22 protein-coding genes, 1 tRNA gene, 1 other RNA gene and 1 pseudogene are annotated in these 25,014 nt (G+C 68.1%); 10 read left to right on the top strand and 15 right to left on the bottom strand.

Annotated elements, in window-relative coordinates; genetic code table 11:
• Positions 1–28: 28 nt before the first annotated feature.
• The 5 genes from recR to KB201_RS06645 all read right to left on the bottom strand — a co-directional run bounded on the left by recR (position 29) and on the right by KB201_RS06645 (position 2,911).
• Positions 29–640, bottom strand: coding sequence for a recombination mediator RecR (recR, locus tag KB201_RS06665; protein WP_058251045.1), 612 nt, complete (start codon positions 638–640; stop codon positions 29–31).
• Positions 641–708: 68 nt separating this feature from the next.
• Positions 709–1,125, bottom strand: a complete 417-nt coding sequence (locus KB201_RS06660; RefSeq protein WP_004021588.1) for a YbaB/EbfC family nucleoid-associated protein — start codon at positions 1,123–1,125, stop codon at positions 709–711.
• Positions 1,103–1,432, bottom strand: a complete 330-nt coding sequence (locus KB201_RS06655; protein ID WP_058251043.1) for a hypothetical protein — start codon at positions 1,430–1,432, stop codon at positions 1,103–1,105. Before KB201_RS06655 ends, KB201_RS06660 begins: the two co-directional genes overlap by 23 nt.
• Entirely contained in the window at positions 1,429–2,349 is a 921-nt protein-coding gene (locus KB201_RS06650; RefSeq protein WP_189340148.1) for a pseudouridine synthase, read from the bottom strand. Before KB201_RS06650 ends, KB201_RS06655 begins: the two co-directional genes overlap by 4 nt.
• Before the next feature lie 124 nt (positions 2,350–2,473).
• Positions 2,474–2,911: an SRPBCC family protein gene (locus KB201_RS06645; RefSeq protein ID WP_058251042.1), complete on the bottom strand. Its 438-nt coding sequence runs from the start codon at positions 2,909–2,911 to the stop codon at positions 2,474–2,476.
• 82 nt (positions 2,912–2,993) lie between these two features.
• Here KB201_RS06645 and KB201_RS06640 point away from each other — a divergent pair, with 82 nt between their 5' ends.
• Positions 2,994–4,376 (top strand): FAD-binding oxidoreductase, encoded by a 1,383-nt coding sequence (locus KB201_RS06640; RefSeq protein ID WP_058251142.1) that lies wholly within the window; start codon positions 2,994–2,996, stop codon positions 4,374–4,376.
• A complete protein-coding gene (locus KB201_RS06635; protein WP_078111804.1) occupies positions 4,373–5,695 on the top strand; it encodes a class I SAM-dependent methyltransferase in 1,323 nt (440 codons plus the stop codon). Before KB201_RS06640 ends, KB201_RS06635 begins: the two co-directional genes overlap by 4 nt.
• A gap of 108 nt (positions 5,696–5,803) precedes the next feature.
• Here KB201_RS06635 and KB201_RS06630 read toward each other — a convergent pair whose 3' ends face one another.
• The 5 genes from KB201_RS06630 to KB201_RS06610 form a co-directional block, all read right to left on the bottom strand.
• Positions 5,804–8,266, bottom strand: coding sequence for a DNA polymerase III subunit gamma and tau (locus tag KB201_RS06630; RefSeq protein ID WP_078111805.1), 2,463 nt, complete (start codon positions 8,264–8,266; stop codon positions 5,804–5,806).
• Between the two features lie 43 nt (positions 8,267–8,309).
• Positions 8,310–9,818 carry a glycosyltransferase 87 family protein gene (locus tag KB201_RS06625; protein ID WP_211538692.1) on the bottom strand — a complete coding sequence of 503 codons (1,509 nt, stop codon included), beginning with the start codon at positions 9,816–9,818 and terminating at the stop codon, positions 8,310–8,312.
• 88 nt (positions 9,819–9,906) lie between these two features.
• Complete coding sequence (locus KB201_RS06620; protein ID WP_211538691.1) at positions 9,907–11,181, bottom strand: aminotransferase class I/II-fold pyridoxal phosphate-dependent enzyme; 1,275 nt, start codon at positions 11,179–11,181, stop codon at positions 9,907–9,909.
• Positions 11,182–11,252: 71 nt separating this feature from the next.
• Positions 11,253–11,347: signal recognition particle sRNA small type (gene ffs / locus KB201_RS06615), an RNA gene on the bottom strand.
• A 147-nt stretch (positions 11,348–11,494) separates the two neighbouring features.
• Positions 11,495–11,583: transfer RNA gene (locus tag KB201_RS06610), tRNA-Ser, on the bottom strand.
• 78 nt (positions 11,584–11,661) lie between these two features.
• On the opposite strand from KB201_RS06610, the gene KB201_RS06605 reads away from it, so the two are divergent.
• The gene (locus KB201_RS06605) at positions 11,662–12,510 is read left to right on the top strand and encodes an NmrA/HSCARG family protein (protein ID WP_211538690.1); all 849 of its coding nucleotides are present in this window, start codon (positions 11,662–11,664) and stop codon (positions 12,508–12,510) included.
• A 19-nt stretch (positions 12,511–12,529) separates the two neighbouring features.
• Here KB201_RS06605 and KB201_RS06600 read toward each other — a convergent pair whose 3' ends face one another.
• Positions 12,530–13,630 carry a DNA polymerase domain-containing protein gene (locus KB201_RS06600; RefSeq protein WP_211538689.1) on the bottom strand — a complete coding sequence of 367 codons (1,101 nt, stop codon included), beginning with the start codon at positions 13,628–13,630 and terminating at the stop codon, positions 12,530–12,532.
• Positions 13,631–13,632: 2 nt separating this feature from the next.
• Positions 13,633–14,685, bottom strand: a complete 1,053-nt coding sequence (locus KB201_RS06595) for an ATP-dependent DNA ligase (RefSeq protein WP_211538747.1) — start codon at positions 14,683–14,685, stop codon at positions 13,633–13,635.
• 137 nt (positions 14,686–14,822) lie between these two features.
• On the opposite strand from KB201_RS06595, the gene gluQRS reads away from it, so the two are divergent.
• Positions 14,823–15,731 carry a tRNA glutamyl-Q(34) synthetase GluQRS gene (gluQRS, locus tag KB201_RS06590; protein WP_058251035.1) on the top strand — a complete coding sequence of 303 codons (909 nt, stop codon included), beginning with the start codon at positions 14,823–14,825 and terminating at the stop codon, positions 15,729–15,731.
• A 99-nt stretch (positions 15,732–15,830) separates the two neighbouring features.
• Here gluQRS and KB201_RS06585 read toward each other — a convergent pair whose 3' ends face one another.
• Both KB201_RS06585 and KB201_RS06580 read right to left on the bottom strand, forming a co-directional pair.
• Entirely contained in the window at positions 15,831–16,844 is a 1,014-nt protein-coding gene (locus KB201_RS06585) for a hemolysin family protein (protein ID WP_065631156.1), read from the bottom strand.
• A complete protein-coding gene (locus KB201_RS06580; protein WP_211538688.1) occupies positions 16,837–18,303 on the bottom strand; it encodes a hemolysin family protein in 1,467 nt (488 codons plus the stop codon). Before KB201_RS06580 ends, KB201_RS06585 begins: the two co-directional genes overlap by 8 nt.
• A gap of 265 nt (positions 18,304–18,568) precedes the next feature.
• On the opposite strand from KB201_RS06580, the gene KB201_RS06575 reads away from it, so the two are divergent.
• From KB201_RS06575 to KB201_RS06560, 5 genes and pseudogenes are all read left to right on the top strand, one after another.
• Positions 18,569–19,228 (top strand): class II aldolase/adducin family protein, encoded by a 660-nt coding sequence (locus KB201_RS06575; protein ID WP_078111809.1) that lies wholly within the window; start codon positions 18,569–18,571, stop codon positions 19,226–19,228.
• Positions 19,225–20,178 (top strand): carbohydrate kinase family protein, encoded by a 954-nt coding sequence (locus KB201_RS06570; protein ID WP_211538687.1) that lies wholly within the window; start codon positions 19,225–19,227, stop codon positions 20,176–20,178. The genes KB201_RS06575 and KB201_RS06570 overlap by 4 nt, the downstream gene beginning before the upstream one ends.
• 196 nt (positions 20,179–20,374) lie before the next feature.
• Positions 20,375–20,776, top strand: a pseudogene (locus KB201_RS24800) (SDR family NAD(P)-dependent oxidoreductase); the annotation flags it as partial.
• An 85-nt stretch (positions 20,777–20,861) separates the two neighbouring features.
• Positions 20,862–21,146 carry a hypothetical protein gene (locus KB201_RS24795; protein ID WP_249145163.1) on the top strand — a complete coding sequence of 95 codons (285 nt, stop codon included), beginning with the start codon at positions 20,862–20,864 and terminating at the stop codon, positions 21,144–21,146.
• 285 nt (positions 21,147–21,431) lie between these two features.
• Positions 21,432–23,132: an HNH endonuclease signature motif containing protein gene (locus KB201_RS06560; protein ID WP_211538686.1), complete on the top strand. Its 1,701-nt coding sequence runs from the start codon at positions 21,432–21,434 to the stop codon at positions 23,130–23,132.
• A gap of 13 nt (positions 23,133–23,145) precedes the next feature.
• On the opposite strand, the gene tgt is transcribed toward KB201_RS06560, so the two are convergent.
• Positions 23,146–24,414: a tRNA guanosine(34) transglycosylase Tgt gene (tgt, locus tag KB201_RS06555; protein ID WP_211538685.1), complete on the bottom strand. Its 1,269-nt coding sequence runs from the start codon at positions 24,412–24,414 to the stop codon at positions 23,146–23,148.
• A gap of 91 nt (positions 24,415–24,505) precedes the next feature.
• Between tgt and KB201_RS06550 the strand changes: the two genes are divergently transcribed.
• The gene (locus KB201_RS06550; protein WP_211538684.1) at positions 24,506–25,009 is read left to right on the top strand and encodes a hypothetical protein; all 504 of its coding nucleotides are present in this window, start codon (positions 24,506–24,508) and stop codon (positions 25,007–25,009) included.
• Positions 25,010–25,014 lie beyond the last annotated feature (5 nt).

Here is a 25,014-nt window from a genome sequence, read left to right as displayed (position 1 = left end):
GGTTTGCCGGGTACGACGGCCACCGACCTCACGCCAGGATGCGACGACCCGACAGTGCACGACCCAGGGTGAGTTCGTCGGCGAACTCGAGGTCGCCGCCCATCGGCAGCCCCGACGCGAGCCGGGTGACCGACAGGCCGGGAAAGTCCTTCAGCATGCGCTGGAGGTAGGTCGCGGTCGCCTCGCCCTCGGTGTTCGGGTCGGTCGCGACAATCACCTCGGAGACGTCGACGCCGTCTTCCTGATTGGCCAGCCGACGCAGCAGTTCACGGATACGCAACTGGTCCGGGCCTATCCCGGACAACGGGTCGAGAGCACCACCGAGTACGTGGTAGCGCCCGGTGAACTCCTTGGTCCGTTCGATCGCGTGCACGTCTTTCGGCTCCTCGACGACACAGATCTTGCTGGCGTCGCGGCGGGCGTCCGAACAGATCCGGCACAGCCGATTGGCCGAGACGTTCCCGCACTCCGCGCAGAAGACGACGTCGTCGCGGACCCGTCCCAGCGCGGCGACGAGGCGATCGATGTCGGACTTCTCCCCGGCCAGCAGGTGGAACGCGATGCGCTGGGCGCCCTTCGGACCGAGGCCCGGCTGTTTGGCCAGCTCGTCGATCAGGTCCTGGATCGGTCCCTCATACATGCTGATCTGCGTCCACGGTGTCCGGGATTCCTACTCGTCGTTCGGCGTCGTACGCGGGGTGGGCGTACTCAGCCGCCCAATCCGGGGAGACCACCGCCGAGACCACCGGCGAGCGGCCCCATCTTCTCGCTGGCAAGCTGCTCGCGCTTCTCCGACAGGTCGGCCAACGCACCCAGCAACAGGTCCTGCAGGGTCTCCACGTCGTCGGGATCGACGACCTTCGGATCGATCGACACGGCGGTCACCTCACCGGTGCCGTTGCCGGTCACGGTCACGAGCCCGTTGCCCGCACTACCGACCACCTCCGCCGCCGCGATCTCGTTCTGCGCCGACAGGAGCTTCTCCTGCATCTGCTGCGCCTGGGCCAGCAGTCCGGCCATCGGGTTCTCCCCGCCCTGGCCGCCGCCGAACAACGCGCTGGGATCGAATGGTTGCGTCACCCGGCCCAGGGTAGTCGCAGCGTCAGCGCAGCAACCGATCGACATGCGCGGCGATGTCGTCGACGGTCGACTCCTCGACGGCGGCCACCTCGAAGGACAGGACCTCGTCGCCGAACAGCCGACCGGCGCGCGCGGTGAGCGCGAACTCGAATCGGTCGTCGATGCGACGCCACTGCGTGATCCCGCCGTAGACGGGCGCACTGGCTCCCGTGGTGACGCAGTATTCGTCGGCGCGCGGCCCGCCGACCAGATCGCGCTGGATCTGGAAACAGGCCAGCGACTCGTCGTCGATGAAGACCACGGCCTCGCAGCCCAGGTCGGGATGCCGTTCGTAGGACGCGCGGATGGTCATGGCGCCAGGGTAGATCGTGGCCCTATCCCGACCACCGGGCGTCGGCTCTCGAACCGGCGCTCCTCGCCGGTCAGCGGGTCGGTGAACTCCAGCGCCCGGGCGACCAGGCGTAGCGGCCGGGTGAAGTCCCCGTGATCGGGAAGCGCGGCGAGTCCCGGCCGCACGTCGGGGTAGAGCGGGTCGTCGACGATGGGCACCCCGAGCGACGCCATGTGCAACCGGAGCTGATGGGTGCGGCCGGTGTGCGGCACCATTCGGTAGACGCCGAGGCCGCCGACGACCTCGGTCAGGGTGATGTCGCTGATGGCGTTGACCGGCCCGTCCACCACGAGGGCGCGCAGGTCGCCCGCGGTCTTCTCGATCCGGTCCCGCACGGTCACGGTCGACGCCAGCGCCTCGTCGGCCGGCGCGAGCGCGAGGTACTCCTTGCGGGCGGTCCGGGACGCGAACAGGTCCTGATAGGCCGCGCGCACCTCGGGCCGCAGAGTGAACAGCAGCACCCCGGCGGTGAGGCGGTCCAGGCGGTGCGCCGGCGAGACGGTGTCGGAGCCCAGTTCTCGACGCAGCCGCACCAGCGCGGTCTCGGTCACGTGACGGCCCCGCGGCATCGTGGCGAGGAAGTGCGGCTTGTCCACCACGACGATGTTCTCGTCGTGGTGGATCACCGGCAGGTCGAACGGGACCGCGATCTCGTCGTCGAGGTCGCGGTAGAGGTACAGCGAGACATTGCGGCTCGACGGCGCGGCCAGATCCGCGGGTCGGCCGTCGGCATCGACGATCTCGCCCGCGGCGGCGCGTCGACCCAGATCGTCGGCGGTCAGCCCCGCCAGCACGGGCGCGGCCAGCAGCGCCTGACCGACGGTCAGCTCCGGCCCCGAACGCAACACCACGCGCGTGGCGTCGACGCCGTCGCGCATGGGCAAGGGCGACGGCCTTGCCCGGCCACGGCGGCGCCGGACGGGATCGGTCGATCCCGCGCCGGTCATCGCACGCTGTCGGGTGAGCAGGTCATCGAGCGCCGCGGTCGGAGATGCCGAGCCGTCAGCTCTCGAGGCGCTTCTTCAGGTTGCCGAGGACCTCGGCCTGAATCCGGTTGAGACCCTTCGGCGCAAATGTCTTCTCGAAGAACCCACCGATGCCGCCGGCCCCTTGCCACGTGGTGGTGGTCGTGACGCGCGAACCGCTGCCCGATGCCGCGACGGAGTAGGTGGTCACCATCGTCGAGTTGGCGTCGCGCTCGGTGACGGTGTCCGGGGTGACGCTGACGGTCGCCTGCACGTCGCGCTGCCGCTTCGACGTGGCCTGCAGAATCCAGTGCACGACGGTGCCGTCGCCCTTGCCGCCGCTGATCACCTTGTAGTCGCGGTACTGCTCCGGGAGGATGGCCGGCCGCACGACCTCATAGTCGGCGAGAGCTCCGACCACGGCGTCCGGGGCGGCGGCGATGTCGAGCGACTGCGATGCGGAAACCTGACCCACGATTGGACACTCCTCAGTTACGAAACGATTGGCGGGCGAACTGATCAAGTCCTAGGCTAACCGGGTGACCAACGGGCTCGAGATGGGGGGAGCGGCATTCGACCAGGGGGTTGCCGACCTTCTGGCCAGCTATCGTGCCATCCCGCCGCAGGCAACCGTGCGTCTTGCGAAGAAGACGTCCAACCTCTTTCGTAAGCGCGCCGCCAATCCGCATCCGGGACTGGACGTCTCCGGGCTCGACCGGGTCATCTCGGTGAATCCCGAAGCGCGGACCGCCGACGTCGCCGGCATGTGCACCTACGAGAACCTCGTCGCGGCCACTCTGCCGTACGGCCTCGCACCGCTGGTAGTCCCACAGCTCAAGACGATCACCCTCGGCGGCGCGGTCACCGGACTCGGCATCGAGAGCACGTCCTTCCGCTCCGGACTGCCCCATGAGTCGGTTCTCGAGATCGACATCCTCACCGGCGACGGCGAGATCCTGACCGCGACGCCCACCAACGAACATGCCGACCTCTTCTTCGGTTTCCCGAATTCCTATGGCACGCTCGGCTATTCGGTGCGGTTACGCATCGAGCTGGAGCCGGTGAAGCCGTATGTGGCACTGCGCCATCTTCGGTTCACGAGCATCGTCGACCTCCAGTCGGCGATGGACACGATCGTCACCACGAAGTCGCACGACGGCGAACCGGTCGACTACCTCGACGGAGTCGTGTTCTCCGCCAACGAGTCCTATCTGACGCTCGGCCGCCAGACCGGCGAGGACGGACCGGTCAGCGATTACACCGGGATGGACATCTTCTATCGATCCATCCAACAGAAGACGACCGATAGGTTGACGATCCACGACTACCTCTGGCGCTGGGACACCGACTGGTTCTGGTGCTCACGCGCCTTCGGCGCACAGAATCCGCGAATCCGGCGCTGGTGGCCGAAGCGGTACCTCCGCAGCAGTTTCTACTGGAAGCTGATCGGTCTCGACCAGCGATTCGACATCGGCGACCGGTTGAACGCCCGCAAGGGACTACCGGCGGGTGAACGCGTCGTGCAGGACATCGAGGTTCCCATCGACCGGACCGCCGACTACGTCGAGTGGTTCCTCTCCGAGATTCCCATCGAACCGATCTGGCTGTGCCCCCTCCGGCTTCGCGAGCCCGCCCTCCCCGGCGCCGATCCGGTACGCCCCTGGCCGCTGTATCCCCTTGCCCCGCAACGCACGTACGTCAATGTAGGCTTCTGGTCCGCCGTGCCGGTCACCCCGGGCGATCCCGGGCACACCAACAAGACCATCGAACGCAAGGTCGCCGAACTCGACGGCCACAAGTCGCTGTATTCAGAGAGTTTCTACACGCCGGAGGAGTTCGACGAACTCTACGGCGGAGAGAGTTATCGGCTCCTCAAGAAGCGGTACGACCCGCGGGGTCGTCTGCTGGACCTCTACTCGAAAGCGGTGAAACGCCAATGACCACGTTCAAGGAGAGTTCGGCGTCGAGTGTGGACTCGCACGCCGGCAAGATGACCCTCGCCGAGATCTTCGAAACACTCCTCGGCGGAAACCTGTCGATCCGGATCACCGCCTACGACGGCAGCAGCGCCGGACCCGTCGACGCCCAGTACGGCCTCGACCTGAAGACCCCGCGCGGAACAACGTATCTGGTGACCGCACCCGGCGATCTCGGACTCGCGCGCGCCTACATCGCAGGCGATCTCGAACTCATCGGCGCGCACCCCGGTGATCCGTACCCCGCGCTGAAGGCACTGGCCAGCAACCTGCAGTTCCACCGCCCCTCCCCCCTGTCGCTCGCCCACATCGCGCGGTCGCTGGGCATCGATCACTTCAAGCCGATCGCACCGCCGCCGCAGGAGGCCTTGCCGCGCTGGCGTCGATTTGCGGAAGGACTGCGGCACAGCAAGTCTCGTGATGCCGAGGTCATCCACTACCACTACGACGTCTCGAACACGTTCTACGAGTGGGTGCTCGGACCTTCGATGACGTACACCTGCGCCGTCTACCCGGAACGCGACGCATCGCTGGAAGCCGCGCAGGAGAACAAGTACCGCCTCATCTTCGAGAAGCTCCGCCTCAAGCCCGGCGACCGCCTCCTCGACATCGGATGTGGCTGGGGCGGAATGGTCCGCTATGCCGCGCGTAGGGGTGTCCACGCGATCGGGGCGACGCTGTCCGCCGAACAGGCACAGTGGGCCCAGAAAGCGATCGCCGACGAAGGGCTCGGCGAGTTCGCCGAGGTCCGGCACAGCGACTACCGCGACGTTGCCGAGAGCGGCTTCGACGCGGTGTCGTCCATCGGGCTCACCGAGCACATCGGTGTCCACAACTACCCGTCCTACTTCGGGTTCATGCGCGACAAGCTCCGTCCCGGCGGCATGCTGCTGAATCACTGCATCACGCGCCCCGACAACGCGAGCCGCAGCAAGGCGGGATCGTTCATCGACCGCTACGTCTTCCCCGACGGCGAGCTCACCGGCTCCGGCAAGATCATCTCCAAGCTGCAGGACATCGGCGGCATGGAGGTCATCCACGAGGAGAACTTCCGCGAGCACTACGCGATGACGCTGCGCGACTGGAACATCAACCTCGTCGAGCACTGGGACGAAGCGGTGGCCGAGGTCGGCGAGGGCACCGCGCGGCTGTGGGGCCTCTACATGGCCGGTTGCCGAATTGGCTTCGACCGCAACATCATCCAGCTTCACCACGTGCTCGCCACCAAACTCGACGAGGACGGCGGCCACCAGGTGCCACTCCGGCCGTGGTGGGACGCCTGAGCCCGACCCGCCTCTGAAAACCGCCCTCAGAAATCGGACACGCGGCGTATCGTCGTCGAACCTGTTGCGCGGGGCGGTTTTCAGACAAAGCTTCCCGAGCGCACCCGGTCACTCGAGCGGCCGTGCCCCCAGCTCCGATTTGAGTAGTTCCAGCGCCACCTGGTCGGGGTCGAGCCGCTGCTCGGGGCTGCCGGTGCGTGCATCGGCCACCATCTCCGCGCGTTCGTCGTGCGGGATGTCCTCGTCGGCACGTGGCGGCTCGGGCTCCTCCGGTTCGGCGACCGGCTCCGGTGTGGGGGCCGGCGTCGCCGACTGGTCACGCGCGCGGCTCGGACGTGAGTACGACTGCCGAGCCTTGGCCGCTTGCTTCGTCGGCGGCGCGGTCGACGTGGCGGAGGGTGCGGCGGCGCCCGGCGCCTGGTGCACGGTACGCACGTCGAGTTCGGTGCCGAAGACCTCGGTGAGCGCCTCGCGGATGATCGTCACGGCGTGCGGTGCGGACAACCGCCCGACCAGCACCTCGACCGGATGCGAGAGCACGACGGTCGTCCCGTCGACGTCGGCGATGACCGCCGCCGACAGCATCGGCTCGAGACTCTTCGACCGTTCCCGCACCGCGGCCCGGATGTCCTGATACCGCTTGCGAACCGAGTCGGCGTCGAGCCCGGCGGTCGCCTCGGGCTCGGGCTCCGGTTCGGGCACCGGCTCGGGCTCGGGCCGACGGGCACGGACCGGCATCGCGTCGGGTGGCGGGACGTCGTCCTCGTCGACGGGCTCATCGGGCAGCGGGATGTCGTCGTACGCCGCGGTCGACGCCGGTTCGGCAATCGGTTCCGGTTCGGGCGCGGACGGGGTCCGATGGCGCGACGGCGGTTCGGGCGCGGACGGGGTCCGGTCGGACCGTGCCGGCGGCTGAGTCGGCGGCGTCGGCGGGGCGGGCACCTCGATCAGAGATGCCGTCTCGTCGTCCGATGAGGCGTCAGCGGCCGGCGCCGGTTCGACCTCTGCCGCCTCGGCACTCGGTTGGTCGGCGATCAGTTCGTCGAGCATCGACTCGTCGTCGGCGGGCTCCTCCGCGGGCAGCACGGCCTCCGCCTCGGCCCCCGAACCCGTTGCGACGCCGGTCGAGTCGGGATCAACCGCCTCGGGCGCCGCGTCTGCCGTGACCGCTTCAGCAACGACGGGTTCCGGCGCAGGAGTCTCCACCACCATCTCTGGCGCAACCGGCTCAGACACCACCGGTTCCGGCACCCGGCCGGCGTCGGGTTGCGCGGCGTCGGCCTCGACGGCTTCCGCGGCCGCGCGCTCGGACGCCTCAGCAGCCTTGGCCTCTTCCATCGCCTTGCGCTGCGAGGGTCGAACGAACTTCGGTTCCGGTTCCGGTTCAGCCGGTTTCGCGGGTACCGGGATCGACGTCGTGCCGATCCCCGACTCGAGTCGTTCGAGTCGCTGCAACAGAGCTGCGTCGTCGTCGGAGACCGCGGGCAGCAGCATCCGCGCGCACATCACCTCGAGCAGGAGTCGCGGCGACGTCGTGCCGCGCATCTCCCCGAGCGCGTTGTGCACGATCTCGGCGAACCTGGTCAGCGACGCGGGCCCAAGGGTCTCGATCTGGGCGCGCATGCGGGCGAGCTGGTCACCCGGCGCCTCGACGAGTCCGCGGTCCGCGGCGTCCGGAACAGCCTGCAGCAGAATCAGATCGCGCAGACGTTCCAGCAGGTCGACGGCGAACCGTCGAGGATCGTGCCCGGCGTCGACCACCTTCTCCACCGTGCCGAACAATGCCGAACCGTCGGCGTCGGCGAGAGCGTCGACCGCGGTGTCGATCAGCGCCACGTCGGTGACACCGAGCAGCGCGAGTGCGCGTTCGTAGGCGACACCCTGGTCGTCGGCGCCGGCCAGCAGCTGATCGAGGATCGACAGCGAGTCACGAGGCGAACCGCCACCCGCCCGGATGACGAGCGGGTACACCTCGGACGCGACGGTCACGCCCTCGCGCTCACAGATCGTCTCCAGGAGACCGCGCATGACCGGCGGCGCGAGCAGCCGGAACGGGTAGTGGTGGGTGCGCGACCGGATGGTCGGCAGCACCTTCTCGGGTTCGGTGGTCGCGAACACGAAGATCAGATGCTCCGGCGGCTCCTCGACGATCTTGAGGAGCGCGTTGAATCCCGCGTTCGTCACCATGTGCGCCTCGTCGACGATGAACACGCGGTAGCGCGACTCGGCGGGCGCATAGAAGGCGCGGTCACGCAGCTCGCGGGTGTCGTCGACACCGCCGTGACTGGCGGCATCGAGCTCGATGACGTCGAGGTTGCCCGGACCCCCCGGCGCGAGCGCCACACAGGAGACACACGTTCCGCACGGTGTGGAGGTGGGGCCCTGCACACAGTTCAGCGAACGAGCCAGAATCCGCGCCGACGACGTCTTGCCACAACCGCGGGGACCGGAGAAGAGATACGCGTGATTGATGCGACCGGAATCCAGGGCACGGCTCAACGGATCGGTGACGTGCTCCTGCCCCACGACGTCGGCGAAGGTAGCCGGGCGATAGGTGCGATACAGAGCCACGCGTCGAGACTACCGGCGACCCGTGTCAGTCGATGAGTGTGCCTCACACTGGTGCGGCGGGCCCCTGATCGGGTGTCTCGGTGACGGGTTCGCCATCGGTTCCGACCAGGTCATCGGCCATCCCGCGGGTGCCTTCCGCAATACGCGGAGTATGCCCGGACGTGCCTCGCGAGTCGCGCGGCCCGGACTCCTCGCCACCCGTGTCCGGCCGTCGTGTGCCCTCACTGCCGGTGCTGCCCGCATCGCCGGTCGGCAGCCCGCCCTCGGCGATCACCGCAGCCGCGACGCCGGGCGGGATGATCGGGTCGGCGGGCGTCGGCGAGGAGTAGCCACGGCTGCCGACCATCCGCAGGCCGACGACCGTCGCGACGAGCACGCCGAGGTAGGCCCACAGGTAGGGGCTGACCGTGAACCAGTTGAGCCACGTGATGCGGGTCTTGACGTACAGCCCCGTGTAGTAACCGTCCGGGATCAGCGCCGGTACATGCGTCGGCCACGAAAACGCGAGAAGCACCAGTGCCGCCACGCCCACACCGGCCCACACCCGCGGCGACCGCGGCTGCCGGGCGTCTAGAACCAGGTGGATTCCGATGACCAGGATCGGGATGAACCACACCCAGTGGTGGCCCCACGACATCGGCGACACCACGCAGGCGGTCATCCCGACGATGCTGACGGCGAGGAGTTCCTGGCCCTTGCGGTGGGCGTACGTCGCCACCGCGAAGCCGACCGCCAGCCCTGCCAGCACCAGGACGAGCCAGAGCAGCGTCGGCGGATTGTCGGTGTCGAGGTGGTTGGCCAGCATGCCGCGCAGGGACTGATTACCGCGCAACTGAGCCGAACCGACCCGGTCGGACTCGAACAGTTTGCCCGTCCAGTACGACCACGAGTCCCCGGGCAAGGCGGCGAACCCGATGAGCATGGTGGTGGCGAAGCCGCCCACGACCCCGGCGAGGGCGCGCCAGTTCCGTTGCACGAGGAAGTAACCGGCGAAGATGAGGGGCGTCAGCTTGATTCCCGCGGCGACTCCGGTCCAGAACCCCTTGAGGCGTCCACCGTCCGGACGCGCCAGATCGGCCACGATCACGAGCATCAGGAAGACGTTGATCTGCCCGTACCAGATCGTCGTACGAACCGGCTCGAACAACATCGCCACCGCCACCAGCGACGCCGCGATCACGCGCAACGGCCAGGTCACCGGCCGGCCGAGGCTGCGGAAGCTCAGCATGATCACCACATAGAGCGCCACGACGATACCCGCCGACCACAACATGCGGGCGACGTCGAAGGACATCCAGGCCAGCGGACTGAACAGCAAGGCAGAGAACGGCGAGTAGGTGTAGTCCAGGTCTCCGATCATCTTGACGTCGTAGAGACTGACGCCGTTGGCGACCGCCCGGGCACCCGCCTGATACACCGAGAGATCGATCTGGTTGTGCAGTAAGCCCCAGAATTGGGCGCCCAGGGGTACGACGACATCCTGGAGTGCCAGTGCGATGACCCCCACGACGGCGAAACCGGTTGCGAGAAGAACCGGCCTGGGCAGATTCACGATTTGAAAGCCTGTCACAAAGTGGCGCGCACGCCAGCGCACTCGCCGGAGAATGAGAGCAATCTAACGCCGGGATCGGCGTGTCGGGTCAGCTGGAGCGGGCGAGCAGGGTCTCCGCCGCGGCCAGCAGCACGCACGTGGACACCCCGTCCATCGCAGCCCGCAGGTCGTCGGTGTTCGGGAACGTCGGTGCGAGTCGGATGTTCTGATCGTGCGGATCGGTCTTGTACGGGAACGCCGATCCGGCGGCGGTGAGCGCGATACCGGCTTCTTTGGCCAGCTCGATGGTGCGTCGGGCCGCGCCGTCGACGACGTCGAGGCTGATGAAGTAGCCGCCCTCCGGCTCCGACCACGACGCCACCTTCGACTCCGTGAGCCGGTCCTCGAGGATGTCGAGCACGAGCTTGAACTTCGGGGCGAGGATCTCCCGGTGGCGGGCCATGTGGGCCCGTACACCGTCGGCGTCGCCGAAGAACTTGAGGTGACGCAGCTGATTGACCTTGTCGGGTCCGATGGTCTTCAGCGACAGGTACTTGCTGAACCAGGCCAGATTCTCCGGCGACGACCCGAAGAACGAGACGCCGGCGCCGGCGAAGGTGATCTTCGACGTCGAGCCGAGGACGTACACGCGGTTCGGGTGCCCGGCCTGCGCCGCCATATCCAGGATCGGCAGCGGCGTCGGCGGGGTCTCCACCAGCGTGTGGACGACGTAGGCGTTGTCCCAGTAGATCCGGAAGTCCGGCGCCGCGGACATCTCGAGCAACCCGCGGGTGACCTCCTCGGAGAAGGTGACGCCGGTCGGGTTCGAGTAGGTGGGCACCGCCCACATGCCCTTGATGCTCGGGTCGGCGGCGACGAGTTCGGCGCACACCCGCACGTCGGGACCGTCGGGCAGCATCGGCACCGGGATCATCTCGATGCCGAAGCTCTCGGTGATCGCGAAGTGGCGGTCATAACCGGGCGACGGGCACAGGAACTTGATCGTCTGACGTCCCCACGGCTCGTCGGAGTCGGCGGTGCCGTGCAACAGCCCGAAGACCGTGAGGTCGTGCATGATCTCGAGGCTCGAGTTGCCGAGCGCGAGCAGGTTGTCGGGGTCGACGGCGAGGAGTTCCCCGAAAATGCCGCGCAACTCGGGCAGTCCGTTGAGTCCGCCGTAGTTGCGGGTGTCGGTGCCCGCGCCGTCTCGGAACTCGTCACCGGGCAACGACAGGAGACCGTTCGAGAGATCGAGCTGCTCGGGGGCCGGCTTGCCGCGGGTGAGGTCGAGCTTGAGACCCAGCGCGCGCAGCGCCTCGTATTGCTTGGTCAGTTCCGTCTGGGTGTTCCGGAGTTGGTCGGCACTCATCGAGTGAAAATTCAACGTTGGCCCTCTCGCGGCTCGACGCCGGTGCGGGTGGCCGACGCCCCTGACCTGAAACTTCGTATCGGGAAAATAGGGGACCCCGCGCACCCGAGAGAGCCCGTTGACCCTTGCTGCCTTCCGGCCCTGGGGGAGTTCACAGGATGCACGCCGCGCGGGATCCGTCGTCCAGTGTAGCGAGGGGTTCCGGCGGCCGGAGCCGGGGTCCTCGAACCGGTCCGCGCGGCTCGATCGCACTCGGCCCGCACGCTCGGGGATACGACGAAGGTCCGCGGTGTCACCCGGAAAGACGGGTGTCACTGCGGACCTTCGGTGGCGGAGGATAGGGGATTCGAACCCCTGAGGGCTGTTAACCCAACCCGCGTTCCAGGCGAGCGCCATAGGCCACTAGGCGAATCCTCCAACGTCGAGATGATAGCCGCCGACGGCGCACTCACCCAAACCGTCCGGCCGTCGAGTGTGACCGCTAGGGTCGACGACATGGCCGATTCCTCTCCTGTCGTTGTCGTCGGAGCCACCGGAGGGCAGGGCGGCGCTGTGGTCGACGCGCTGCTCGAGGCCGGTTTCCCGGTCCGCGCCGTCGTGCGGGACGCGGTGTCGAGCAAGGCGGCACGCCTGGCCGACCGAGGCGTCGAACTCGCCGTCGGCGACATCGTGAGCGGGTCGGGCCTCACCGAGGCGTTCACCGGGTCCGCGGGTGTGTCCGCGCTCACCACCCCGTTCGAATCCGGCGTCGAGGCCGAGATCGGTCAGGGTCGTGCGCTGATCGAAGCCGCCACGTCCGCGTCGATCCCCTACCTCGTGTTCTCCTCGGTGGCCTCGGCCGATCGTCAGACCGGCGTGCCGCATTTCGATTCCAAATTCGAGGTCGAGCAGATGTTGGCAGCCACCGAGATCCCGCACACGATCGTCGGCCCGGCCTACTTCTTCGACAACCTGCTCGGCGGAGCCGACGCGCTCGCGGCGGGCGTGATGCCGATCGCGATGCCCGCGGACAAGCCGCTGCAACAACTCTCGCGACGCGACCTCGGCCGACTCGTCGCCACCCTGTTCGCCGCGCCCGACGTCCACGTCGGCCAGCGCATCGACCTCGCGTCCGATCAGCCGACGCCCGAGGAGATGGCGCGCATCATCGGCGACGTTCTCGGCACCACCGTCACGGCGGAGTCCTACGATCCCGAACGTATCGAGTCCGAGGACATGCGGGCGATGTTCACGTTCCTCGGCGACCGCGGGTACGAGGTCGACATCCCGACGCTGCACCGCCGGTTCCCTGATGTGGGCTGGCAGAGTTTCGCGACCTGGGCGGCCGAGGCGCTGCGCCGCTGACCCATACGGAACCCGGGCATCAGCCGTCGGAGCGTCGGTTGCCCTTCTCATCCCAGTGCTCGGCGACCTTCTTGCTCGGCTGTACGCGCGGCGGCTCGCCCGGCATCTTGGGATAGCTGGGCGGATAAGGCATGTCGCCCAGTCCGTTTGCGTCGTCGGCCTGGACCATCTCCAGCAGTTTCTCGACGCCGCGCCGGTGGTCGGCGATGTCGGCCCATGGGTCGCCGCGATCTTCCAGGAGCTTCGGGACGGTCGCGATGGTGCAGTCGTCCGGATCGACGTCGGCGAGTTCGTCCCACGTCACCGGCGTCGACACCCGGGCGCGGGCGCTGCGTCGAACGGAGTACGGGGACGCCATGGTGCGGTCGCGGGCGTTCTGGTTGTAGTCGATGAAGATCCGCTCTCCGCGTTCTTCTTTCCACCACGATGTGGTGACCGCGTCCGGGTCGCGGCGTTCGAGCTCGCGGGCGATCGCGATGACGCAGCGTCGGGTCGCGATGAAGTCCCAGAGCGGCTCGATGGGCACGTACACGTGTACTCCCCGACCGCCCGAGGTCTTCACGAAACCGGCGAACCCGAGTTCGTCGAGCAGCGGCTTCAGTCCTTCGAGCGCGACCCGCCGCACATCCTCGAAGGTCGTGCCGGGTTGCGGATCGAGGTCGATGCGAAGCTGATCGGGATGGTCGTTGTCGGGATGCAGGGTCGGCCAGGTGTGGAAGGTGACGGTGCCCAGGTTCGCGCCCCACACGAGATCCGCGGGCACCGTGGGTCGGATCGCGTCGCCGGTTCGCTTGGAGGGGAACACGATCGGGGTGGACTGCACATGCTCCGGCCGCTTCTTCGCGATGTGCTTCTGGTAGATCTCCTCGCCCTCGACGCCGTCGGGGAAGCGCTGCAGAAAGGTCGGGCGGTCGCGGGTGGCGCGCATCAGCGGTCCGTCGCCGCTGTCGTCGGCCCTGCCACCCGTGTCGCCGAGTGCTACGGTGCGGTAGTACCCGACGAGATCGCGCTTGCGGCCGCCGTTCTCGCCGAGTTCGGGGAAGTAGATCTTGTCCGGGTTGCTCATCCGGACGGCGACCCCGTCGACGTCGAGTTCCTCGGCGGGCGAACGAGATGCCATGGTCATTCTCCTTCGAGGACGTCGTGGAGATCGTAGGTCAGCGGGACGTCGAGCTGGTCGTAGCCGCAGCTCTCCGGTTCTCGATCGGGCCGCCAGCGAAGGAATTTCACCGTGTGCCGGAAGCGATGGTTTTCCATCTGGTCATAGGCGAACTCCGCGACCAGCTCCGGACGGATCGGGATCCACTCCCCCGATTTCTCCGAACGCCACCGCGTGGGCTCGCCCGGCGACGCCTTCTCCGGGTCCAGCCGCATCGGCTCGAACATCTGCTGCAACTCGATCCGCTTGGCGTCGGAGAAGGCACCCGCCCCACCGACCATCCGCAATTCGCCGTCGTCGCCGTACAGTCCGAGCAGCATCGACCCGATCCCGGTGCCCGACTTGTGGATTCGATACCCGAAGATCACACAGTCCGCGGTCCGTTTGTGTTTGATCTTCAGCATCTCCCGCTTGTTCTCGACGTACACGCCGTCGAGTCGCTTGGCGACGACACCGTCTAGCCCGGCACCTTCGAAGGCGGAGAACCAGTCCTCGGCGACCGCGGGGTCGCTCGTCACCCGGCTGACATGCACGCGACGGTCCCGCCCGCCCGGACCGACGGCCCGCAGCAGCGCTTCCCGGCGCACCTCGAAGGGTTCGCCCATCACGCTCGTCGACTCCAGCGCCAGCGCGTCGAATCCGATGAAGATCGCCGGTGTCTTCTCCGCGAGCATGGTGACGCGCGATTCCGCCGGATGGATGCGCTGCGCGAGCGAATCCCAGTCGAGCCGATGCGTGTCGCCGATCAGCGCCGGCACCCCGATCTCACCGTCGAGGACCACCTTGTCGGGCAGTTCGTCCTTCACCGCCGCGACGATCTCGGGGAAGTACCGGGCCAGGTCCTTGCCGCCTCGCGATCCGATCGTCACCTCGTCGCCGTCGCGGAAGACCAACGCGCGAAAACCATCCCACTTGGGTTCATACGACCACGCCACCGAACCGTCGGGCTGCGGCGGCACGCTGGTCACCGCCTTGGCCAGCATCGGCGCAACAGGCGGCATGACCGGGAGATCCATGAAACTCATCGTTCCTCACTCGTCGACGGGACCGCAACGCCTACACGCCGCCGCATACCCGGCGTGTCGTCGTCCGGCCGTTACAGGCAGACCGGCCGCGGCGCGGATTCTCATCGCCGACCGGTAATCTCGACGCGGTGTCGACGCAGCGAGCGGGCCGGTACGCGCCCTCCCCCTCCGGGGACCTCCACGTCGGCAATCTGCGGACCGCCGTGCTCGCCTGGCTCTTCGCGCGGACCACCGGCCGGCAATTCCTGATCCGGATGGAGGATCTCGACCGAGCCGTCGAGGGCGCGGATTCCCGGCAGTTGTCCGATCTCGCGGCCCTGGGCCTCGACTGGGACCCGCCCGTCGTCCACCAGACCGACCGGCTCGAGGCATACCGCGCCGTCCTCGACGACCTGCGCGACGCCGGCCGCACCTTCGAGTGTTTCTGCACCCGCCGAGAGATCCTCGACGCGCCGTCCGCACCCCATGCGCCGCAGGGCGCCTACCCGGGCACGTGCCGCGACCTCACCGCCGCCGAACGCGACGAACGCCGTGCCACCCGGCCACCCGCGATCCGGCTGCGGGCCGACGTCCGGGAATACGGCGTCGATGACCTGCTGCACGGTCCCTACATGGGCGCGGTCGACGACTTCGTGCTGCTGCGCAACGACGGCACCCCGGCCTACAACCTGGCCGTCGTCGTCGACGATGCCGCGCAGGGCGTCGACCAGGTCGTCCGCGGGGACGATCTGTTGTCGTCGGCGCCCCGGCAGGCCTACCTGGCGGCGCTGCTCGGGAAGGCCCCACCCACGTACGCGCACGTCCCGATGGTGCTCAACGCCAACGGCATCCGGCTCAGCAAGCGGGACGGGGCGGTGACCCTGGCCGACCTCGCCGCCGCAGGGGTGGCGACGTCGACCGTGTTGTCTCGCATCGCCCATTCACTGGGGCTCGGCGGCCGGGACGAGCCCGTGCGCGCGGAGCAACTGGCGAACCGGTTCGACCCCGCCGCGCTGCCGGCCGAACCGTGGTTCCTGACGGCCGACGAGTGGACCTAGCGGCCCACGTCCCCAGAACGCATAATCCCTGCTCCCTGAGGTGCGAGGAGCGCAAGCGACGAGCCACGAAGGGTAAGCGACGCGCGCTCGTCAACCCTCCTACGCCGTGGTCGCCAGCAACCGCTGGAGCACGTCGTTGATGGTGATGAGTCCGACCGCGCGGCCCCCATCGGTGACGAGCGCGAGGTGGGCGCGCTGTTCCCGCATGGCGGTGAGCGTCTCGTACACCGGCTGCGCCGACTCGACGCTCAGGACCGGGCGCATGAGATCGGCCGCCGTGGTGCCGGGCGACGCGGTCAGGCTGTCGCGCACGTGCACGACACCGCGGACCGGCGCCCCGGACGCATCGTCGCGCACCAGCAGCCGCAGGTGGCCCGAGGTCCGGCCGGCCGTCTGGATCTCATCGGCGTCCGCGGCCGGACCGACCACGGCCAGATGGTCGTTGGGGGTCACGACGTCGCCGACGGTCAACGACTCCAGTTCCAGGGCACTCGTCAGGTGGGCGTGGTACCGCTCGTCGAGTGTGCCCACGGTGGCCGAGTGCTCCACCAGGTGTCGGAGGGCGTCGCTGTCCTGCCCGGTCGCGACCTGGTCCACCGGTTCGACGCCGACACGCTTGAGGCACCAGTTGGCGAGGTGGTTGAGCTGGACGATGAACGGACGGGTCACCCACATGAAGGCGCGCATCGGGATCGCGAGCATGATCGCCGACTTCTCGGGGTGGGCGATGGCCCACGACTTCGGCGCCATCTCACCGACGACGAGGTGCAGGAACGTCACGATGACGAGGGCGAGGACGAAGCCGATCACGTCGGCCGACCAGTACGGCAGACCCCACCCGGCGAACAGCGGCGTGAGCCAGTAGTGCACAGCGGGTTTCGTGACCGAACCCAGTGCGAGCGTGCACACCGTGATGCCGAGCTGCGACCCGGCGAGCAGCACCGACAGTTCTGATGCGCTGCGCAGAGCTGCGCGGGCGCTGCCGCTGGTCGCAGCCGCGTCTTCGAGCCGGTGCCGACGCGCGGCGATGAGGGCGAACTCGACCGCGACGAAGAAGGCGCTGGACGCGATCAGGCCCACGGTGACGGCCGCGACGACCCACGGGTTATCCATTGTCGCTCTCCTCACCGTTCTCGGCCGGGTTCTTCTTCTCGCCCCGGTTCCTGTCGTCCGGGCTCTTCTCGCCCGGGTTGTTGTCGTTGTGTGCCACGCTCATCGACAGCAGAGCGGGGACGCGCTTGTCGACTTCCAGCACCGTGGCCCGCACGGTGCGGGGTGGCGCCTCGTCGTCTTCGAGCAGGGTCGACGGATCGGGATCGATCTCGATCGTCACCGTGTCCCCGACCTCCGGGAGTCCGACGAATTCGGCGATCACCAGTCCGGCCATCGTCTCGTAGTCGCCTTCGGGGAGGTCCCAGCCGACGGTCCGGGAGACCTCGTCGACGTGTGCGTCACCCCGCACGCGCCATCCCTCGGGGCTCTCCTCGATCGCGACGGTCGCCTCGGAGTCGTGTTCGTCGTCGATCTCCCCGACCAGTTCCTCGGCGATGTCCTCGGCGGTCACGACCCCGGCGAAACCGCCGTATTCGTCGATGACCACCGCCATCTCGTCATGCGCGTCCGCGAGGGTCTCCAACACCTCGGGCAGCGGGAGCGTCGAGGGCACCACCACCGCGGGACGACACAGGTCGACCGCGGTGGCCGACGAATCAGCCTGCGGCGGTTGCTTTTTCAGCGCGTAGCTCCACTCCAGGAGGTCCTGGAGGTGGATCACGCCGCTTACCTCGTCGTCACCGCCGGCCAGCACGGGGTACCGCGTGTGGCCGGTGCTCATCAGTGTCAGCACCTCACCCGCCGCCAGATCGGCGTCGACATGATCGGTGTTCGGTCGCGGGATCATCGCGTGTTCTGCGGTGCGCGTGGGGAATTCGAGCACACGGTCGAGCAGGACGGACAGCTCGTCGGGCAGGTCACCCGCGTCGCGGGACTCGGCGACGATGTGCTCGAGGTCGCGCACCGACGCCGAATGCTCGACGTCGTGCACGGGCTCGATGCGCAGCGCTCGCAGCAGCAGGTTCGACGACTTGTCGAACAATGCGATGAGCCAACCGAATACGGCCAGGTAGATCGTCGTCGAACGGGCGAGCCACCGTGCGACCGGCTCGGGCCGGGCGATGGCGAGGTTCTTGGGGAACAGCTCACCGAAGACCATCTGCACGACGGTGGAGAAGATGATCGCGATGATCGTGCCGATCGCGACACCCACGCCCACCGGGATACCCACGCCGCCGAGCAGCTCGCCGACGCCGGAACCGATCAGGGGTTCGGCCACGTAGCCGACGAGCAGGCCGGTGACAGTGATGCCCAGCTGGGCGCCGGAGAGCATGAAGGACGTGCGGCGGGTGACCGCGAGCGCGCGTCTCGCGGCGGCGTCACCGGTTTCGGCACGGGCTTTGAGGCGGGACCGGTCGACCGCCATGTAGCCGAATTCCTGGGCCACGAAGTAACCGGTGAGGGCGGTGATCAGGAAGACCACCAGGATTCCGAGTCCGATTCCGAGGAGGGTCAGCATGAGACCGTCCCGGTGTCGGGGCCGGGCGGAACACCCGGGTCATTCAATTCACAACAGGGGGCCGACTGGTGTCGTCGGCGTTTTCGGCGCTTTCCGCGTCTCATCGTCTCTCTCGCTGGTGCTCGGGTGTTTCATACCGGGTGCCGGGAGCAAAGGCATGTGCGTAAATGTCCGGTATGTGGTCCCAACGTACCGAATGCGCTCCGAGTTCCGCGACATGCCCGGCGATCCTTCTCCGCGGAGTGCGGACCGACGCATTCGGACGATGAGCGACCCGTCGATACGCGACGAGGTCGCCGCAGCCGCTCGACGGCTGGCGGCCGAAGGTCTGCTGATCGGCACCTCCGGCAACGTGTCGGCGCGTGCGGGCGATCACGTCGCGATCACCGGAACCGGGGTCGTGCTCGCGAACTGTGCCGCGACCGACGTGACGGTGGTGTCCCTTGCCGGCGACGTCGTCGACGGGCCGATCGCGCCGTCGTCCGAGCTGGACCTGCACCTCCGCGTCTACGAGGAAACCGGCACACAGGCGATCGTCCACACCCACGCACCCTTCGGGACCGCGGTCGCCTGCGTCAGCGGACTGACCTCGTTACCGGTGCTGCACTACCAGCAACTCGGCCTCGGCGGTGCCATCCCGGTCGCGCCGTACGCCACGTTCGGGAGCCCGGAGCTCGCCGGGATCGTCGCCGACGCGCTGGTCGACACCCAGGTCGCGCTGATGGCGAACCACGGTTCGGTGGCACGCGGCTCCAGCCTGGCCCACGCGGTGGAGAACGCCCTGCTGCTGGAGTGGCTCGCGACCCTCTTTCACCGGACCAGCAGCATGGGCCGGCCTCGCGAACTCACCGAGGACCAACAGCAGTCCACTGTCGCCCAGGCGATCCGGCTGGACTACGGGACACCCAAGGAGAACCGGACGTGACACCCTCACCGCGGCTCGAACCGCCGACGATCGCAACCGTGGGCGTCCATGTGCTGGACATCCACGTCGTCGGGATCGAGTCCATCCCGGCGGGGTCCGACGGCGCGCTCGTCCAGTCCATCGGTTTCTCCGCCGCCGGTACCGCGGGCGGAACCGCGCTCGTCCTCAGTCGGCTGGGCGCCACGGTCCGGACCCACGGAGCGATCGGCGACGACACGATCGGGCGTTCGCTGACCGCACTGCTGGACGCCGAAGGCGTCGACACCGGCGGCCTGGTTCCGAAGCCCGGGGTCCAGACGTCGTCATCGGTCATACCCGTGCGACCCAACGGGGACCGTCCCGCGTGGCACTGCATCGGGGCGAATGCGCAGTTCACGCTCGACGACCTGGGTGCAGACGCGCTGACCGGGCTCGACCACCTGCACCTCGGCGGCCCGGAGTTCCTCGGCGGCGCGGTCGCCGCCGAGCTCCTCGGCCGGGCGCGCGACCGCGGGATCACGACGTCGGCCGATCTGCTGTCGGGTGGCGACCCCGGCCTTCTCGAGTGGATCGCCGACGCACTTCCCCACCTCGACTACCTGCTGCCCAACGACGAGCAGACCCGGGGACTGACCGGAACCGACGACCTCACCGACGGCGCACGGGTGCTCCTGGACCGCGGTGTCGGTTGCGTGGCGCTCACCCGCGGCGCCGACGGCGCGCTGGTCGTGACCGGCGACGATGTGGTCACGGTGCCGGCGTTCGAGGTGGACGTCGTGGACACCACTGGTTGCGGCGACTCGTTCTCCGCCGGGTTCTTGACCGGCCGCCTGCGCGGGCTCGGTCTCGCCGACTCCGCCGAACTCGGTTGCGCGGTGGCCGCACACGTCGCCCAGGGCATCGGGACCGGGGCGAACTCGTACGATCTCGCCGCGATCGAGTCCTTCCGGCAGTCCCGCGCCGCGGGCTGAGCGCGCCTCCTCTCGGTTTGGTGAACCCCGCCTCGGGTAGGCGATCACCATGACAGACAACAAGGAAATCAACGGCTCCACCGTCGTGATCGCCGGCGCGTCGAGCGGATTCGGACGCGGCGCCGCGGTGTGACTCGGAGAACTCGGCGCGAACGTCGTCGTCGCGGCGCGTCGAACCGCGGTCCTCGACGAGGTCGTCGCGGAGATCACCGGCAAGGGCGGGTCGGCGCTGGCGGTGCCCACCGATGTCAGCGATCCGCGTGCCGTCGCCCATCTCGCGTCCGCCGCGCTCGAACGGCTCGGGTCGATCGACGTGTGGGTGAACAACGTCGGCGTCGGCGCGGTCGGGTACTTCTGGGACATCCCGATCGAGGACCACGCTCGCCTCGTCGACGTGAACCTGAAGGGCCTGATCTACGGCGCACATGCGGCGCTGCGCGTCTTCCGGTCGCAGGGTCGCGGCACACTCATCAACGTGGGCTCGGTCGACAGCGAGGTACCCATCGGACTCCAGAACACTTACGCCGCAACGAAAGCGGCGGTTCGGAGCCTCGGGCACTCGATCAGCGAAGAGCTGCGCATGGCCGGCGACGACGCCATCAAGGTCGGCACCATCATGCCGTGGGCCGTGGACACCCCAATGGTGGGTCCACGCCGCCAACTACACCGGACACGAACCGCGGATGTCTGCGATGGACGATCCGCAGATCGTGGTCGACGCGATCGTGGCAGCCTGCACCGACCCGAAGCTGGACCAACCGGTCGGCTACAAAGCCAAGTCCGCCAACGCTTCTCATCACCTCATGCCCGGGATCACCGAGCGGTTCTCGGCGGCGACGGCGAAGTCCGAGACCGAGAAGGGGACACCGGTCGAGCCGCACGCGGGTGCGATCCACGACCCCAACCCGGACAGCACCGGGGTCGCCGGCGGCATCCGCGAACGGATGGTTGCCGAGGACTCCCGCTGACACCCGTCCGCCGTCGCTCGTTGTGGTGCGCCGCCCTCTGTTGGTCGAGCCGCGTCGAAGTGCCCCGCTGGTCGAGCAGCGCCGAAGTGCCCCGCTGGTCGAGCAGCGCCGCAGTGTCCCGCTGGTCGAGCAGCGTCGACCGAGCGAAGCGAGGACGCCGCGTCCGTCGAGGCCACCGAGGCGACGCGTCAGTCCTGTCGGTGCGGCGTGATTCGATTGCCAGACAACCCCGGGAGATCTCGGGATCACCCTTGACTCGAACATATTTTCGAGTACTGTGGTGTCATGTCATCGGGGGCGGGGGCCGGATCCACCACATCGGTGGACCCATCACAGGAGTCGGTCGAACCGCGCTTTCGTCCCGACCATGAACTCTCGGCTTCTGAACTCATCGAGGTCTTGAACCACTGCGCCGGCTTGGCGGCGGCATCCGCGCATCGAATGATGGTCGTGGCCAGCCTCATTCACGACGAACGCGAGATGGATTACGCGCAGCGGCGCGCCGAGACGCACAGCGGCGAACTCGACTCCATCGAAGCCTTCGAGCACCTGTCCGCGCGAGTGGCCGCTGGCGAGAACCCCTACGAGCAGTTCGGGCCCAACGGTCTCGAGCAGGCCATCGCCGAAGTCGGTGCCACCCTCACCGTGACACCGGCCGAGGCGAAAGACCTCATCGAAGCTGGCGACGCACTGCGCTACCGACTCTCCTTCACCGGACACGCACTCGCGTGCGGTCGAATCGACAAGCGCCGCTTCCTCATCGCCCTCAAACGCACCGACCTCATCACCGACGACGAAGAGATGCAGACCGTCGACGCCCATCTCGCCGAAGCGATCTTCGCCCGCCCACCGATGTCGACGGCCCGGTTCACCGCCATGGTCGATTCCATCGTCGCCAAGTGGGCACCCGACGCGATCCGCCGACGTAAGGAACGCGTCAAGGGTGATCGCAAGGTGACGGTGAGCCCCGATCGCTTCACACCCGGGCAGTCCCGGATCTCCGGCACGCTGCCCCATGCTGATGCCGCCGAGTTCGACGCCCGCCTGACGGCGATGGCCACCGCGGTCCACGCCGGTGACCCTCGAAAGTTGGCCAACCGCCGAGTCGACGCTCTGAAAGCGCTCGCCCGGGGTGAAGCCGCCATCACCTGCCTCTGCGACGACTGTGTCATCACCGCAACCGAACCCGACACAGCACCAGACCTCGACGCAGCGACAGTGGATACCGCCGAGCCGCCTACATCAGCTGCTGAGATGGTGGATGCGGACACCGACGTCGACCCGTCAGCCGACGTCGTTGTCGATGACCCGGCCGCGCCGGCCGCCTCGGCGTCGGACTCACCCGCGCCGCGCGCGACTTTCCACATCGTGGTGAACCTGTCGACCCTGATCGGCCTCGACGACGACCCCGCATTCCTCGACCGCCACGGCATCATCGACGCCGACACCGCCCGAACACTCCTCGCCGAAGCCCGCCGCACCTACATCCACCCCGTACCCACCGCACCCGACGGTTCACCGGCTCCCGACGCGGACAGTTCGACAACGCGATACACCCCGTCGAAGAAGCTGCAGGCGCTGGTGCGCGCCGGCGAACTGTGCTGCACCTTCCCGGGCTGCAACGCCCCGGTCTGGCAGATCGATCTCGACCACACCGAACCCTTCGACCACGCCGACCCGCGTCGCGGTGGCCCGACCGATGCGCGCAACCTCAAACCGCTGTGCCGGTTCCATCACCGCATCAAGACCTTCACCAGCTGGCAGGACCACCAAGACGAACTCCAGACCGCCTGGTTCACCACACCCACCGGGCACATGTTCGTCGGCAACGCCTTCAGCGGACGCGACCTGTTCAACAAGCTCTTCCCCAGACGGTCACCCGATCACCCCGCCCGAGACAGACTCAACACCCAGCGCGACAACGACTTCCGACGCCACCAACGCGCCGAAAAGCGCTGGAACGACGCCAACCCGCCACCGTTCTGAGCAATGGTCACGCCTACCGGGGACCTCCGTAGTAACGCCGGAGGAACTCGTCGCGGTACTCGGTGTATGTGCCGTTCTCGATGGCCTGGCGGGCCCGGTCGACGAGCGTGACGATGAAGGACACGTTGTGCAGCGTCGCCAGCGTGGGGCCGAGGCCTTCCTTCGCCTTGAACAGATGATGCAGGTAGGCCCGGCTGTACTGCGACGTGTAGTTCTCGACCTCGGGGTCGAGCGTCCGGAAGTCACTGCGGTACTTGGCATTCGTGACGTTGTACCGGCCGTCGAGTGAGTAGATCGCACCGTTGCGGGCGACCCGGGTCGGCGATACGCAGTCGAATGTGTCGACGCCGTTCTCGATGGCGGTGAAGATGTCGTCGGGTTCGCTGATCCCCAGAAGGTGCTTCGGGGAGTCCTCCGGGAGTTCGTCGTTGACCCAACCGACGATCGTGCCGAGGTTGTCCTTCTCGAGCGCCCCACCGATGCCGTAGCCACCGAAGCCCTTTCCGCCGGCCGCGCGGTCCGCCTCGCTCAAGGCGACGAGGTCGCGAGCGGCCTTGCGCCGCAGATCCTCGTACTGGGCGCCCTGGATGACACCCCAGAGCGACTGTTGCGGCCGGTGTGCGCGTTCGACGCTCAACCGATTGTGTTCGGCGAGACAGCGAATCGCCCACAACCGGGTGCGCTCGAGCGAATTCACCTGGTATTCGCGAGTGTTCATCAGGGTGGTCAGCTCGTCGAAGGCAAAGATGATGTCGGCGCCCAGCTGGTGTTGGATCTGCATCGACACCTCCGGCGTGAAGCGATGCGCCGAACCGTCGAGGTGCGACTTGAAGGTCACCCCGTCGTCGTCGACCCGCGAGAGCCGTTCTTTGCCGTTGGCGGTGAGGTCGTCGTCGGGGGTGCCGGTGGCCTCCATCGAGATGACCTTCTTGAACCCCGCACCCAGCGACATCACCTGGAAACCGCCGCTGTCGGTGTACGTGGGCCCCCGCCAGTTCATGAACGCGCCGAGCCCACCGGCCGCGTCGATGATCTCCGGCCCCGGCTGCAGGTACAGGTGGTAGGCGTTGGCAAGCACGGCCTGGGCGCCGAGGGCGGAGACCGATTCCGGGAGGACCGTCTTTACGGTCGCCTTGGTACCGACGGGGACGAACGCGGGGGTGTGAATCGGTCCGTGCGGTGTGGTGATCGTCCCCGTGCGCCCACGGGTGCCGGCGAGGGTGGTGCCGACGGCGTAGGTGGGGTCAGCGACTTCGGTTCCGGTACTGCTCACGTCCAGCATCTTCGCAGGTCGGGCGCGCCCATCCCAAACCGCCGACCGACACCGGCCACCGGTGCGGTCGACGAGACCGCATTCGCTACCGTGGTGAACCATGTCGCGCAGAACTCGTCCCACCGGTCCCACCACGAGCCGCTCTCGCCGACCGATCAGGGTCGCGGCGGCGACCCTGGGACTCGCGGCGGCGATGTCGACGCTCGTGGCCTGCGGCGCGGAACAGGATCTGACCACCGCTTCGTCTGCCTCTCAGGCCGGCGCCGTGGAGTCGGGATCACCGTCCGCCGAACAGCCCGCCACCTCGCCGCCGGTGGTCCCCGGTCGCAAGCCGGTGTCGACGACGGCGTCGAGTGCGACCGCGTCCGACGATTCCGACACCACGTGCGGCACCATCCCGGGCCCCGACGGCGCGTTGCGTGTCATGATCCTCGCCGGCGACGTGTCCTGCGATTCGGCACGAACCATCGCCACCCAGTACGGACCGATGATCACCACCGGACAGCAGCAGTCGGTGGCCGGTTGGACCTGCGCGCCGTCTCAGCTCGAAGGCGTCCTCGCGGCCTGCCAGAAGGGCACGTCGGTCATCGGATTCGCACCGTGAGCCGA

It is taken from the genome of Gordonia sp. SCSIO 19800, assembly GCF_018132775.1.
Lineage (GTDB): Bacteria > Actinomycetota > Actinomycetes > Mycobacteriales > Mycobacteriaceae > Gordonia > Gordonia hongkongensis.
The sequence above is the reverse complement of the archived record's forward strand: the minus strand, read 5'-3'. Positions and strand labels throughout refer to the sequence as shown.